Source organism: Roseobacter sp. MH60115 (assembly GCF_015644665.1).
In the GTDB taxonomy this organism is placed as follows: domain Bacteria; phylum Pseudomonadota; class Alphaproteobacteria; order Rhodobacterales; family Rhodobacteraceae; genus Roseobacter.
Map to the genome: position 1 here is coordinate 91,144 of NZ_JADOBQ010000002.1, position 13,190 is coordinate 104,333.

General features: G+C 61.7%; 14 protein-coding genes. All 14 read left to right on the forward strand.

Translation table 11 applies throughout. The annotated features are described in order from the left end of the window. The first annotated feature begins 10 nt into the window (after positions 1–10). The 14 genes from ISX84_RS06050 (at position 11) to ISX84_RS06115 (ending at position 13,175) form a co-directional block, all read left to right on the forward strand. On the forward strand, positions 11–505 hold the full coding sequence (locus ISX84_RS06050; protein ID WP_195819455.1) for a (2Fe-2S)-binding protein: 495 nt from the start codon (positions 11–13) through the stop codon (positions 503–505). Beyond that, positions 502–2,931, forward strand: coding sequence for an aerobic carbon-monoxide dehydrogenase large subunit (locus tag ISX84_RS06055; protein ID WP_195819456.1), 2,430 nt, complete (start codon positions 502–504; stop codon positions 2,929–2,931). Before ISX84_RS06050 ends, ISX84_RS06055 begins: the two co-directional genes overlap by 4 nt. Before the next feature lie 47 nt (positions 2,932–2,978). Beyond that, on the forward strand, positions 2,979–3,854 hold the full coding sequence (locus ISX84_RS06060; RefSeq protein WP_195819457.1) for an AAA family ATPase: 876 nt from the start codon (positions 2,979–2,981) through the stop codon (positions 3,852–3,854). Next, positions 3,851–5,032, forward strand: a complete 1,182-nt coding sequence (locus tag ISX84_RS06065; protein WP_195819458.1) for a vWA domain-containing protein — start codon at positions 3,851–3,853, stop codon at positions 5,030–5,032. Before ISX84_RS06060 ends, ISX84_RS06065 begins: the two co-directional genes overlap by 4 nt. Further along, on the forward strand, positions 5,029–5,829 hold the full coding sequence (locus ISX84_RS06070; RefSeq protein WP_195819459.1) for an XdhC family protein: 801 nt from the start codon (positions 5,029–5,031) through the stop codon (positions 5,827–5,829). Before ISX84_RS06065 ends, ISX84_RS06070 begins: the two co-directional genes overlap by 4 nt. Further along, positions 5,822–6,427: a nucleotidyltransferase family protein gene (locus ISX84_RS06075; RefSeq protein WP_195819460.1), complete on the forward strand. Its 606-nt coding sequence runs from the start codon at positions 5,822–5,824 to the stop codon at positions 6,425–6,427. The genes ISX84_RS06070 and ISX84_RS06075 overlap by 8 nt, the downstream gene beginning before the upstream one ends. A gap of 111 nt (positions 6,428–6,538) precedes the next feature. After that, the gene (locus ISX84_RS06080; protein WP_195819461.1) at positions 6,539–6,988 is read left to right on the forward strand and encodes a CoxG family protein; all 450 of its coding nucleotides are present in this window, start codon (positions 6,539–6,541) and stop codon (positions 6,986–6,988) included. Positions 6,989–7,261: 273 nt separating this feature from the next. After that, entirely contained in the window at positions 7,262–8,035 is a 774-nt protein-coding gene (locus ISX84_RS06085) for a LuxR family transcriptional regulator (protein ID WP_195819462.1), read from the forward strand. An 81-nt stretch (positions 8,036–8,116) separates the two neighbouring features. Next, positions 8,117–8,716 (forward strand): acyl-homoserine-lactone synthase, encoded by a 600-nt coding sequence (locus ISX84_RS06090; protein ID WP_326838711.1) that lies wholly within the window; start codon positions 8,117–8,119, stop codon positions 8,714–8,716. Positions 8,717–8,820: 104 nt separating this feature from the next. Next, positions 8,821–9,867, forward strand: coding sequence for a radical SAM protein (locus ISX84_RS06095; protein WP_195819463.1), 1,047 nt, complete (start codon positions 8,821–8,823; stop codon positions 9,865–9,867). Beyond that, positions 9,864–10,823, forward strand: a complete 960-nt coding sequence (locus ISX84_RS06100; RefSeq protein ID WP_195819464.1) for a phosphotransferase family protein — start codon at positions 9,864–9,866, stop codon at positions 10,821–10,823. The genes ISX84_RS06095 and ISX84_RS06100 overlap by 4 nt, the downstream gene beginning before the upstream one ends. A 35-nt stretch (positions 10,824–10,858) precedes the next feature. After that, positions 10,859–11,995 (forward strand): acyl-CoA dehydrogenase family protein, encoded by a 1,137-nt coding sequence (locus ISX84_RS06105; RefSeq protein WP_195819465.1) that lies wholly within the window; start codon positions 10,859–10,861, stop codon positions 11,993–11,995. Further along, positions 11,992–12,864, forward strand: coding sequence for a hypothetical protein (locus tag ISX84_RS06110; RefSeq protein ID WP_195819466.1), 873 nt, complete (start codon positions 11,992–11,994; stop codon positions 12,862–12,864). The genes ISX84_RS06105 and ISX84_RS06110 overlap by 4 nt, the downstream gene beginning before the upstream one ends. Beyond that, the gene (locus tag ISX84_RS06115) at positions 12,861–13,175 is read left to right on the forward strand and encodes a phosphopantetheine-binding protein (protein ID WP_195819467.1); all 315 of its coding nucleotides are present in this window, start codon (positions 12,861–12,863) and stop codon (positions 13,173–13,175) included. Before ISX84_RS06110 ends, ISX84_RS06115 begins: the two co-directional genes overlap by 4 nt. Positions 13,176–13,190: the final 15 nt, after the last annotated feature.

The window sequence follows — 13,190 nt, forward strand, 5'->3', positions numbered from 1 at the left end:
GAGGAAAATCATGTCAAAGAAGATGCACATCAAGTTGAACGTCAACGGCAAGGATGAGGAGTTTCTGGCCGAACCGCGAGAGTTGCTGATCTACACGCTGCGCGAGCGGCTGAACATCACCGGGCCGCATATCGGCTGTGAAACCTCGCATTGCGGCGCTTGCACGGTGACCATCGACGGGAAGTCGGTCAAATCCTGCACCATGTTTGCGGCGCAAGCGGACGGTAAGGAGATTACCACCATCGAGGGCATCGGCACGCCCGACAGCCTGCACCCCCTGCAGGAGGCGTTCAAGGAACATCACGGGCTGCAGTGTGGCTATTGCACCCCGGGGATGATCACGCGGGCCACCAAGCTGCTGGAAGAGAACCCCAACCCGAGTGAAGAGGACATACGCTTTGGTATGGCGGGCAACCTCTGCCGCTGCACCGGATATCAGAACATCGTCAAATCCATCCTCGCCGCTGCGGCCGAGATGAATGCTGCAAAGGAGGCCGCGGAATGAAGGACGAAGTGGAAAGCCGCGACGATCGCGTCGCCAACCTCAAAGGCATGGGCTGTTCGCGCAAGCGGGTCGAAGACGCCCGGTTCACGCAAGGCAAGGGCAATTATGTCGATGACATCAAGCTCGATGGCATGCTCTTTGGCGACTTTGTGCGCTCGCCCTATGCGCATGCGCGGATCACCAGTATCAACGCCGAAGAGGCGCTGAAGGTCCCCGGCGTGCTGGCCGTTCTGACGGCGGCTGATCTGGAGCCGCTGGGTCTGCACTGGATGCCGACGCTGGCGGGGGACAAGCAGATGGTGCTGGCCGACGGCAAGGTGCTGTTTCAGGGCCAGGAAGTGGCCTTTGTGGTGGCCGAAGACCGGTTTGCGGCGGCGGACGGCATCGAGGCCGTCGAGGTGGAGTACGAAGAACTGCCCGTGATCGTCGATCCATTCGAAGCGATGAAAACAGATGTGGTTCTGCGCGAGGATCTCGTGGCGGACGACGGTTCAATCCCTGATGGCGCCCATGGTCCGCGCACGCACCCCAACCACATCTTCACCTGGGAGGCGGGCGAGAAGGAAGCCACCCAGCAGGTGCTCGACAATGCGGAGGTGCTTGTCGAGGAGAGCATGTATTATCACCGGACGCACCCCTGCCCGCTGGAAACCTGCGGTTGCGTGGCGTCGATGGATAAGGTCAACGGCAAGCTGACGCTTTGGGGGACCTTTCAGGCGCCGCATGCGATCCGCACTGTGGTGTCGCTGATCTCCGGCATCGAAGAGCACAATATCCGTGTCGTCTCGCCTGATATTGGCGGTGGTTTTGGCAACAAAGTCGGGGCCTATCCGGGGTATGTCTGCTCCGTCGTCGCCTCCATTGTGACGGGCAAGCCGGTCAAATGGATCGAAGACCGGATGGACAATCTGATGACCACGGCCTTCGCGCGCGATTACCACATGACGGGCAAGATCTCCGCCACCAAAGAGGGCAAAATCACTGGGCTGCATTGTCACGTGACCGCCGACCATGGCGGCTTTGACGCCTGCGCTGACCCCACGAAATTCCCCGCAGGGTTCATGAACATCTGCACCGGCTCCTACGACATTCCAACCGCCTTTCTGGAGGTGGACGGCGTCTATACCAACAAGGCACCGGGCGGGGTCAGCTATCGCTGCTCCTTCCGCGTGACGGAAGCGGTGTATTTCATCGAACGGATGGTGGAGGTTCTGGCGATTGAGCTGGGCATGGATGCAGCAGAGCTGCGGCGGATCAACTTCATCAAGAAAGAGCAGTTCCCCTACAAGGCCGCGCTTGGTTGGGAATACGACTCCGGGGATTATCACACTGCCTGGGACAAGGCGCTGACAAGCGTCGATTATGATGGGCTGCGCGCGGAGCAGGCGCAGCGGGTCGAGGACTTCAAGGCCGGGAAGACCCGCAAGCTCATGGGCGTGGGATTGAGTTTCTTCACCGAAATCGTGGGGGCCGGACCGGTCAAGAACTGCGATATCCTGGGTCTTGGCATGTTCGACAGCTGTGAAATCCGCATCCACCCCACAGGGTCCGCAATCGCGCGGTTGGGCACGATTTCGCAGGGTCAGGGCCACGCCACGACATTCGCGCAAATCCTTGCCTCGGAGATCGGCCTGCCCGCCGACAGCATTACCATCGAAGAGGGTGATACAGATACGGCACCGTATGGTTTGGGCACCTACGGCTCTCGCTCAACACCCGTGGCAGGTGCGGCGACCGCGATGGCGGGCCGCAAAATCCGCGCCAAGGCGCAGATGATCGCGGCCTATCTGCTGGAGGTGCACGACAACGACGTGGAATTCGACGTGGATCGTTTTGTGGTCAAGGGCGCGCCCGAGAAGTTCAAGACGATGAAGGAAATCGCCTTTGCCGCGTATAATCAGGCAATCCCGGGGATCGAGCCGGGGCTGGAGGCGGTCAGCTACTATGATCCGCCCAATATGACCTACCCGTTCGGTGCTTACGTTTGCGTCATGGACATCGACGTGGATACGGGCGTGCCCGAAATCCGCCGCTTCTATGCGCTGGACGATTGCGGCACGCGGATCAACCCGATGATCATCGAAGGGCAGGTGCATGGCGGTCTGACCGAAGCGCTCGCCGTCGCGCTGGGGCAGGAGATTGCCTATGATGACATGGGCAACGTGAAGACCGGAACGCTGATGGACTTCTTTCTGCCGACGGCTTGGGAGGTGCCGAACTACGAGACCGACCACACTGTGACCCCGTCGCCGCACCATCCCATCGGGGCGAAGGGCGTGGGCGAGAGCCCGCATGTGGGCGGCGTGCCCTGTTTTTCCAATGCGGTACATGACGCTTTCCGCGCGTTTGGCCTGCGTCAGACGAACATGCCCCATGATCATTGGCGGATTTGGAAGACTGCCAATGAACTTGGGTTGCACGACTGAAACCGCTGGTGGGGGGCCTGTGCGCCCTAATTGGATCGGAAGTTGAGATGGATTGGACAACGCTTCAAACCGCGATGGCGGAACAGGGCTACGTCGCGGGCGATGATCTGGCGATGGCGGTGCACCTGTCGCTGGCGCTGGGTCGGCCGCTGTTGCTGGAAGGGGCCGCCGGGGTAGGGAAGACAGACATCGCCCGGGTGCTGGCCGCCGTGCAGGACACGCAGTTGATCCGGCTGCAGTGCTATGAGGGGCTCGACGCGCAACAGGCGATCTATGAATGGAACTACCAGCGGCAGCTGCTATCGATCCGCGCCGCCGCGGAAGACGGTGAGACCGGGCGCAGCGTCGAGGAACGCATTTTCTCCGAAGAATTCCTGCTGGAGCGGCCATTGCTCAAGGCCATCCGCCAGCCTGAGCCCCCCGTCCTGTTGATTGATGAGATCGACCGGGCGGATGAGGAGTTCGAGGCCTATCTGCTGGAGGTTCTGTCGGAGTTTCAGATCACCGTGCCGGAGTTGGGCACGCTGGTGGCCACCTCTCGTCCGATTGTTATCCTGACGGCCAATGGGACGCGCGACCTCAGCGATGCGTTGCGCCGCCGCTGTCTTTACGCCCATGTGGCTTATCCCGATCGTCAGACGGAACTGGCGATCCTGAAAGCGCGCTGTGCCGGGATCGAGACGGAACTGGCGGGCCAGATTGTCGGGTTCGTGCAGTCTCTGCGCAAGGAAGAGCTTGAAAAACAGCCGGGCATTGCAGAGATGCTCGACTTTGCATCGGCCTTAATGGGGCTTGGAATTGCCGATCTGACGCGGGACCCAGTGGTCCTGCAGGCCACGCTGGCCACCCTTTTGAAAACGCAGACGGATCGCGACAACATCACCGCCGAGGTTGCGCAACGCCTGGCGGGCAAAGCCGCGTGAGCCGGGTAACAAGATTTGCCGCGCGCGATCCCGGCCCCGCCGCGCGCATGGGGGGGTTTATCGCGCATCTGCGAGACAACGGACTGCGCCTGGGGGTGGGCGAGGCGGAACTGGCCCTGACAGCGCTGACCCACGTTGCCCCCTGCGCGCCTACAGAGGTGCGTCATGCCCTGAGGACGGTGTGCTGTGGCTCCGCCGAAGACACCGCGCGGTTTGATGATCTGTTCGATGCGTTCTGGATGAACGGCGGACGCGTGGCTCCGAAAACGACACCGGTGACGGCGCCAGTCTCCGACCACGTGCATTCATCGCGCAACGCGCAAGGTCAGGAGGCGGAGGGGACCGCCGGGGCCCCAACGACACCTGATGCAGGCGATGATCCGGCGGACGCGGACGGCGAAGGCAGGCTTCTGGCCACCTTGAACGAGGCGCGCATGAAGAAAGACCTGCGCGATCTGGTGCAGCCGGAAGATATTGCCGAGGCGCAGCAAGTCGCGGAACGGTTGGGTGCCGCCCTGCGGGACAGGCGGTCGCGCCGCCGCAGGCAGGCCCGCAAAGGCGACCAGATCCATTTCCGCAAGTTGATCCGCCAAAGCCTGTCGACCGGTGGTGAGCCGATACGGCTGCCGCGCAAGCATCGCCCGGACCGCCCGTTGAAGATCGTGACGCTCTGCGACGTATCAGGCTCCATGACGACGTATGCGCAGGTTTTTCTGGCCTTCATCGCCGGGATGATGCGGGCCGATGAGACGACCGATGCCTATCTCTTTCACACGCGGCTGGTGCGCATCGCCGATGCCTTGCGGGACCGGGATGCCATGCGGGCATTGGCGCGACTGTCGCTGCTGGCGGATGGGTTTGGCGGTGGGTCCAGGATTGGCACGTCGCTGATGCAATTTGCGCGTGGCTATGCGCGGCGGTTCGTCGATGGGCGCACGGTCGTGCTGATCTTGTCGGATGGATATGACACGGAAAGTGCCGATCAGATCGGCGGCGCCTTGGCGGCTCTGAAAAAGCGCGGCTGCAAGATCATCTGGTTGAATCCCCTCAAGGGGTGGGATGGCTATGAACCTGTCGCGCAGGGCATGGCAGCCGCGATGCCGCATCTGGACCTTTTCTGCCCTGCCAACACGCTGGCCGATCTGGCCGCGCTCGACCGGGAGCTGGTGCGCCTATGACCCCGGCAGAGCTGACCGATGCTGACATTGCCGAACTGGCCGAAGACATGCGCGGGCGGGGTGAGCCCTTTGCAATTGCCACCGTCATTCGCACGCTGGGAGCCACCGCTGCCAAGCCGGGCGCCAAGGCGCTGGTGACCGCAGATGGTACGATCCTGCAGGGCTGGATCGGGGGTGGTTGTGTGCGCGGTGCCATTGCTCAGGCCACGCGCCGCGCGATGTCCGAAGGGACGCCGCAGCTCATTTCGCTGCACCCGCAGGATCTGCTGGATGAAAAGGGGATCGCGCCGGGCGACGATGTCGAAGGTGTCAAATTCGCACGCAACGGCTGCCCCTCCAAAGGCTCGATGGACATCTTTGTGGAGCTCATCCTGCCCTTGCCGCAGCTGATCATCTATGGTGAAGCGCCCGTCGCGCAATCGCTCGCACGGTTGGCTGCGCAGTTTCAGTGGTCGGTCGTGACCGGTGCCGTGGATCGGGAGATGGCTCCGGTTTCCGCGGGCGAAACCCGGATGATCGTGGTCGCGACACAAGGCAAGAATGATCTGGCTTGTCTGCAGGCCGCTTTGAACGCGACGGCTGATTTCACCGCCTTCGTCGGCAGCCGCAAGAAGTTTGCTGCCTTGTCGCAAAAGCTGATCGCGGCGGGCGTGCCGGCAGAGGCAGTTGCAGCCGTCCAAGCGCCCGCAGGCTTGGCAATCGGCGCGGTAACGCCTGACGAAATTGCCCTCTCCATCCTTGCGCAACTGACCGAAGTACGCCGCCGCCATCAAAGGACCGAGGGTGACCATGGCTGACTGCGGTGCAATCATTCTGGCCGCCGGGCTTTCACGCCGGATGGGCGCGCGCAACAAGCTGCTGATCGAGATCGAAGGCATCCCGATGATCCGCAGGGTGGTGCGGGTGGCGACTGGAATCTGCGATGGATCCGTGATGGTTGTGACTGGTCATCAGCGTGAGGACATTGAAGCGGCGCTTGCAGGTCTTCCGGTCACATTCGTCCACAACCCGGCTTTTGAGTGCGGGCAGAAATCATCCGTCGCCTGCGGACTTGAAGCCGCTGCCGAGGCAGAGGCCACGCTGATGATGCTCGGTGACCAGCCCTTGCTGTCGCCTAAACATCTGATCTGGTTGCTTTCTCAACATCGCGCGCAGGCCCCGCGCAGGATCACCGTGCCGGTGAACAGTGCGGTGCGCGGCAATCCCTTGGTGATCCCCAGAGCACTTAAGCCGCTTCTTTTGGCGAACCCGCGCGATCCAGGGTGCCGGTCTTTCACCCGGGCCCATCCCGAGCATGTGCACTGCGCCGAGACAGCGGACCCGGCCTTCTTTCGCGACATCGATACGGCGGAAGATCTTGCCGGTTTCCAGCGTCAGCAGGAGCTGAGTGAATGAAACGCCTGCTCAGCCTTTTGCTGTGCCGCTGCGCGCGCACCGCGCCAACCAAAGAACAGGCCGACCTGCTGGCTACCATCAAATTCCCATGTTGTTAAGGAGGACAACCCTTTGGAACTCAGCGATCAGATTACAATCAACGCCCCCAAGGCCCGCGTTTACGAAGCCCTGAACGATCCGGAAATCCTGCAGCAATGCATCCCCGGATGTGAAGAGCTGATCAAACACTCCGACACTGAGTTGGAGGCGAAAGTCGTGCTCAAGGTCGGACCGGTCAAGGCAAAGTTCAAAGGGGATGTCGTGCTGGACACCGCCGGCGCGCCGGACGCGTTTTCATTGTCCGGGCAGGGCAACGGCGGTGCGGCGGGTCATGCCAAGGGCGGCGCAGACGTGACCCTGGAGGAAGAGGCCGGGGTGACGATCCTGACCTACACCGCCAAGGCGGATGTCAGCGGAAAGCTGGCGCAATTGGGGTCCCGCTTGATCCAGGGCACGGCCAAAAAACTCGCCGCCAAGTTCTTTGCCAAATTCGCGGAAATAGTTGATACGGTTGAAGCTTAGCGCGTTTGGCCAGTACAGGCCCCCAAAAAATCGGCCCGACGACCGAGGGCTGACTTTGTCCGCAAAACCCGCCTGACGTGACCGTGTAGAGATACGCAGCGCACCCGGTAGAGGTGCAGAAATGCCCCCTGCCGGTTGCGATTTTTCGCCGAAGCCTTTCGACGTTTTCGCGGTAATACACCTATGGATTGGTTCGCCGTCACATCACCCGCCTGACGTGTGCTAGCTTTCTGCGCATCCTTGGAAATCGAATGTGCTGAAAGGGTGAGAAAGATGCTGACGGGTGGTCTGTCTGAATACTTCGTGGACAATCGGGAAAGTCTAGGGGCCAGGAACGGATGCGGCCTCTTGTCCAGGATTGCGGAGAAGTTCGGGTTCTCGAACATCACCTATTTCTTTGTCAGCGGCAGGGCCGTTCCCGATAGCGACGGCACTTTGATGACCACCTATGCCAAGGAATGGCAGCACCACTATTTTTCCAGAAACTATGAAGAGATCGATCCCATTGTCCTGACGGGCATGAACAAGTTCCTGCCCATCGACTGGTCCAAGATACCGAAGGTCAAGAAAAACACCCGCCGTTTTTTTGGCGAGGCGAAGGAGTTTGGTATCTCCGATCAGGGGGTGACAATTCCCGTGAGAGGGGCGAGCGGCGAGACCGCGCTGGTGTCGCTCAACGCTGATCTGGCCCCGATGGACTGGTCGCGGTATCTGCGGCACGGCGTCTCGGATTTCACCTATTTCGCCTATCTGTTGCACCGTGAAGCCCTGCGGAAAATGGCGCAGCCCGCGCGGCGCACCCGAACGCATCTGACCAGACGCGAGAAAGAGGTGCTGCAATGGGCTGCCCTGGGAAAGACGTCCTGGGAAACCTCGCGCATCCTGAGCTTGTCCGAGCGTACGGTGGAGTTCTACCTGAGCAATGCGCTGGCCAAGCTCGGAGCGGCCACCAAGGCACAGGCCGTGTCGAAAGCCATTCACCAAGGGCACATTATCGCCGATGCCTTCGTGCAGTCGGCGATTATCCCCCCGGCTTCCCCCCGCTGATACGGTAATTCTACTGTAGTGCCGAATGCGTCTCCGCGAACCTACGATGACGGTGTGACTTTCCAAGCGTAGGAGGCCGTCGTGATTTTGACAGCTTATGAAGCGGAACGTGAAACTCATGCCGATATCTTCGAGCAGATGTACCGGTTGCGCGCCCGGCAATTCGGAGAACGTCGTGGATGGCGGGTCGATGTCAGGGATGGCCTCGAGAAGGACAGGTTCGACGATCTGAACCCGCTTTACGTGTGTGTCCTCTCCGAAAACCGGAAACTCATGGCGTCGCTGAGACTGCTGCCCACAACCGGGCCACATATGTTGTCAGATGTTTTCTCCGAGGTGATGGGCACGGCAGGGGTCATACGCCACCCTCTCATTCTGGAGAGCTCGCGTTTCTGCGTTGATACGGAAGCCTCAAGGGAAGTTGGTCCCGAGGGGATCAATCTCGTCACCCGTGAACTGCTTTTCGGCCTGTTCTCCACCGCGCAGATGGCCGGGATCGAGAACATCATCTCTGTCTATGACGTGTTCGTGGAGCGGATATTGCGGCGCGCCGGATGTCGGTTCGAGCGGTTGGGCCCGGTTGTGAAATACGATGATCTCAGAACCGTCGGCGGGCTTTTCGAGGTCAGCGACCATGTGATCGATGACGTCAGCAGCGCGCGACCGCGTGCGGCTGCGTGAGGACAGCCCCGGGGTTGACGCCCCGCCCCGTTAAAGGGGGCGCGGCAGTGCCCAAACCCGCCATCCCCGACCCCCAATCGAGCAGAGCAGGAGATCTCTCAAACATGCCCCGTAGGCCCGCGCCCAACAAGCTTTGGATCTGTGTCACGAACCGCTGCAATCTGACCTGTCCCCATTGTCTGCCGGACTCGCGCCAGGCGATGGACAACGAAATGGACCGTGATGAGATCCTGAGCCTCATTCACCAAGCACATGCATTGGGTGTGCAGCGGATCACATTCACCGGGGGTGAACCGACCCTTTGCCGTGATCTTCTGGAATACGTGCGCGTCGCATCGAAAGGAGGGGCCGTGCGCACCTACGTCGAGACCAACGCCATGACGATCCGCGCGCCGCAATTGCTGAAATTGCGCGCCGCAGGACTGTCGATCCTGAACCTCAGCCTCGATGGGGCGACGGCGTTGACGCATGATGGGTTTCGGGGCGCTCCGGGTGGTTTCGAAAAGGTGCTCGACACCGCGCGCGCCGCAGGTGCGATTGGTCTCGATGTACGCATTTACTGCACGGTGACCCAGCACGACATCGAAGAAGCGCATCTGATACCGCAGTTGCTCGACGATCTGGGCATCCGGGTGAATGTTTTGACGTATGCCTATTTCACGGAGATCGGGCGGGGCAGTCGCAATTCGAACCTGTCACTACCGCCCGCCCGGTGGAAGAAGTTCTGCGACGATCTCGAGGCAAGCCGCGCCCACTGGGAACCCCGGATCGGAAAAGTCCGGTACGAGCCAGCCTTTCTGCGTCCCGACGAGGTAACGCACTACCGGGATAACACCTCGTTCAACGTGCACTGCATCGCGCGGGAACGCGACTATGTTTTTGTGAACCCCGAAGGAGAGATCTTTGGCTGCTCGGTCGCATCGCCGACCGAGAATTCCCTGGGCAACCTTCGGTCCCAGTCCCTTGAAAGCATCTGGTACGACGCGCCCGGTTGGGCATTTTTCGAGAAAAGGAAGGGATGTACCGGGTGCCCCGTGCTGGCCTTTGAAAGCGATGACGGTCGCGATCCGCGGTTGGACAGGGCGGACGGTCTGATCCCGATTTGTCCGATGACCCAGTTTCCCCAGGTCGAAAACTGGGTCTACAAATGAGCGCTACCGCCACAAATCCCCGGCACGCGGTCGTTGACGATCCTGGTTTGCATGCGGTGATCCAGGCTGTTTGCAATGGGTTGGCGGTGCCGCGTGCGTCTGTGGTGCCTTGGTACGATGGCACTCGCGCGCGCAGTTTTGTGGTCGCAGATCAATTCGTGTTGCGTATGGCCTGCCGCGCAGATGCGGCCACTGCCTATGCCAACGAACGTGCGGCCATGGCCTTGCTGGCGGATATCGCCACCATTCCAAAGCTGATGGCTCATGGTGTGGAGGGGGGCTTCCATTGGCAGCTGACCACGCTATGCCCCGGCGTGCCGGTCACCTCCGTCTGGCCAAAGCTGTCGCAAGCGGACCGGCGCAGCCTCGCACGATCCGCCGCGCGTCACCTGTCACGGCTTCACCGGATCGAGATCCCGGCCCACGGCCTCATGGATTGGCGCCTTGGCCCTGTGATCGCGCGTTGCCGAACCCAAGCGCGAGACCGCACCCGCCTGACGACCGCAGAGTTTGAGCGGGCAGAGGCATGCATTGCACTGTTGGACACGCGCGACAGGACGGAAGATCGGCTTGTGCACGGGGATTGGCATTTCGGGAACCTGCTGTGCGACGGGTCGCGTGTCTCCGGCATCGTCGATCTTGAATGGACCGGCAGGGGAAGCTTTGCCCGGGACCTGTGCATTGGCGACTACTTCGAGGCGCAAGCGTCCGGGTCTTGGTCCGTCTTCCTTTCGGCATTCATCCAGGAAAGCAGGTTTGGTGAGGCCGATCTGACAGAGATCGCCAAATGGACCCTTCTTTGGAAGCTGTATCAGGTGAGCACGCGCGAAAACGCGGCAAGCGCTAACGCCAATAAGCAGGTGCTGATGCGCGCCTGCGAATACATCGAGCAGGTCGACTTTAAACCCCCGGGAACGGCGGATGATCTTCTGGATTTTCTGGCGGCGGCAACGTGATCTCCCTGCCCCTTCACCACGCAAAGACGAGGAATATGGCCATTTCAGTCCCCCTTGATATCCCCTCCACTGACCCGACCGTCGAGGCTCTGGCCTGTGTTCGCGACCATGCCTGTGCAGTTGATGCAGAGGCGCGGTTCCCGGTCGAGGGGATAGCGGCCTTGCGGGGTGCAGGATGGCTGCAGCCGCCCGAGGGGCAGGAGGATGAGGCGCTCTCGACACTTGTTTCGCTCTGCCGGGCGGTCGGGGAAGCCTGCAGTTCCACCGGTCTGATCTTTGCGATGCATCATATCATGCTGGCTTGTCTGCAGCGGCATGGCGGCGAGGCTCTGCAACAGGTGCCCGAGGCTTTGACCGGCCAGTGGCTGCTGGCGTCCAGTACCACGGAGCAGGCGACCGGCGGAGACATCTCGCGGTCCCTATGTGCGGTTCGTGACGACGGCAAGGGCAATGGCTTTCTGGAAAAGGACGCCTCTGTGCTGTCCTACGCCGAACAATCTGATCTGATCCTTGTCACCGCACGGCGCGATGCTCAGGCGGAGGAGAGCGACCAGGTTCTTGTCGCCATTCCGACGCGGGACGTGCGGCTGCGGCGCGTGCGGGACTGGTCCGGCCTGGGGATGCGCGGGACGGAATCGCACGGCTACAGGCTCCTGGCGCGCTTCCCCCGGGCGTGTGTAATGGATGTGCCCTATACCGAAATCCTGCGCCAGACGATGCAACCCTACAGCCACCTGTGCTGGAGTGCGGTGTGGTACGGGATCGCCCGCCGGGCGGTCTGCAAGGCAACAACTGCCTTACGACGTTCCGGCGGGCTTTCCTCTGCCGGTCCGGCGCTGGCGGCGATCAACCACAGGATGGATCGCTGGTGGGCCATGCAGACACAGGCGATGGCACTGTTGACCGGGCCTCTCGATGACGGGCTGGTGGCCCGGACGCGGCGCACGTCGGTGTTCAATGGACTCAAGATCGAGGCATCGGAGACGGCGCGGCAGGTGGTGATGGATTGCCTCGATCTCGCCGGGTTCCCTGCTTACGGCGACACAGGGTCCTGCGCGCTGGGGCCGGAGATACGCGACATCCTGTCCGCACCGTTGATGGTTTCCAATAGCCGGTTGCGCACGGCCATGGCGGCATCAGCAGCGCTCAGCATGCGGGAGCGGGCGGTATGAAGGCCACGGGAGCAACGCTCGCAATGCTCCTGGACCGGGGGGAGCTTCATCCCTCGGGGTCGCCAGGGATCTATGTGCAGGGCGCGCGGTTCATGCAGCTTGTCGCAGCGATTGACGCGGTCATCATGGAGGCGGAACCGCCCGGTGCGTTCGAAGACTTCGCCACGCCACCGCAGATGCCGGGGGCCACCGCCACGGCGCATAAGTACGATATGCACTTTCCCGAATTGCTGGCGGGCGTCGCACCGCAGACTGCCTGTGGCTGTGGGGGCAAAGGTCATGCCGACCCCGGCGAGGCCATGGTGCTTGTTCCGGCCGTTTGCCACCTGCTGTACCCGCTGTTGGGACGTCGCGCGGCAAAGGGCCGTGGCGTTGTCGGGCTCTATGCCATGAAGGGCTCCGTCTTCAGGGCCGAGCCGTCGCAACAGTCGAAACGCTGGCAGAGCTTCAGCGTCCGCGAATGGGTCTGTGTTGGTCACGAGGAAAGGGTCGAGACCTTTGCGGAGGCATGGCGCAGCCGATGGACGGGCCTGTGTGATCGCTTTGGGCTGGATGGTCAGATCGACGCGGCCAGCGACCCTTTCACCGGACCGACAGCCCGGATCATGCGCAGCAGGCAGCGCCAGACGGGTGAAAAGCTGGAATTGAACTGCCCGCTCGACGGTCTGGATTGCGCCATTTCAAGCATCAACCGGCACGGCCCCCATTTCTCGGACGTCTGGGACCTTCGGGCCCCGGATGGACGTCGCGCCATGTCCGCTTGTGTTGCTTTCGGCTTGGAGCGCACCGCGCTGGCGATGATCGATCGACACGGGCTGGAGAGCGCTTTGACCCTTGCCGAAAGAGACTTGGAGGGCGCGGCAAGATGAACCATGCGCACCCCGCAGAGCTGTCGTCTGACCACTTGGTCGATACCGCGGTCGCGCGCGTCTGTGCTTCGGTCGGGTTGGCGCCGGTAAAAAACGACAGCACATCCCTGACCGATCATGGATTGCCGTCGCTGCAGATGGCGCACCTGGTGCTGACGCTTGAGGAACTGATCGGAGCGGAATTCACAGAAGACGAGTTGGCGCTGGCGCATTGGCGCTCTCCGGCTCGGATAAAGGCCATGCTGGCGCAGCGCATGCCACCGGCAGCGCTGTCTGACCCGCATGAAGAAAACGACCCCAAAGGATTCTGACAAACGGAGGCTCAC

What these genes read in the sequence shown, in the direction of transcription:
- ISX84_RS06115 (WP_195819467.1), top strand. Translation starts at nt 12,861, where the DNA reads ATGAACCATGCGCACCCCGCAGAGCTGTCGTCTGACCACTTGGTCGAT.
- ISX84_RS06095 (WP_195819463.1), top strand. Translation starts at nt 8,821, where the DNA reads ATGCCCCGTAGGCCCGCGCCCAACAAGCTTTGGATCTGTGTCACGAAC.
- ISX84_RS06050 (WP_195819455.1), top strand. Translation starts at nt 11, where the DNA reads ATGTCAAAGAAGATGCACATCAAGTTGAACGTCAACGGCAAGGATGAG.
- ISX84_RS06110 (WP_195819466.1), top strand. Translation starts at nt 11,992, where the DNA reads ATGAAGGCCACGGGAGCAACGCTCGCAATGCTCCTGGACCGGGGGGAG.
- ISX84_RS06055 (WP_195819456.1), top strand. Translation starts at nt 502, where the DNA reads ATGAAGGACGAAGTGGAAAGCCGCGACGATCGCGTCGCCAACCTCAAA.
- ISX84_RS06060 (WP_195819457.1), top strand. Translation starts at nt 2,979, where the DNA reads ATGGATTGGACAACGCTTCAAACCGCGATGGCGGAACAGGGCTACGTC.
- ISX84_RS06070 (WP_195819459.1), top strand. Translation starts at nt 5,029, where the DNA reads ATGACCCCGGCAGAGCTGACCGATGCTGACATTGCCGAACTGGCCGAA.
- ISX84_RS06100 (WP_195819464.1), top strand. Translation starts at nt 9,864, where the DNA reads ATGAGCGCTACCGCCACAAATCCCCGGCACGCGGTCGTTGACGATCCT.
- ISX84_RS06105 (WP_195819465.1), top strand. Translation starts at nt 10,859, where the DNA reads ATGGCCATTTCAGTCCCCCTTGATATCCCCTCCACTGACCCGACCGTC.
- ISX84_RS06085 (WP_195819462.1), top strand. Translation starts at nt 7,262, where the DNA reads ATGCTGACGGGTGGTCTGTCTGAATACTTCGTGGACAATCGGGAAAGT.
- ISX84_RS06075 (WP_195819460.1), top strand. Translation starts at nt 5,822, where the DNA reads ATGGCTGACTGCGGTGCAATCATTCTGGCCGCCGGGCTTTCACGCCGG.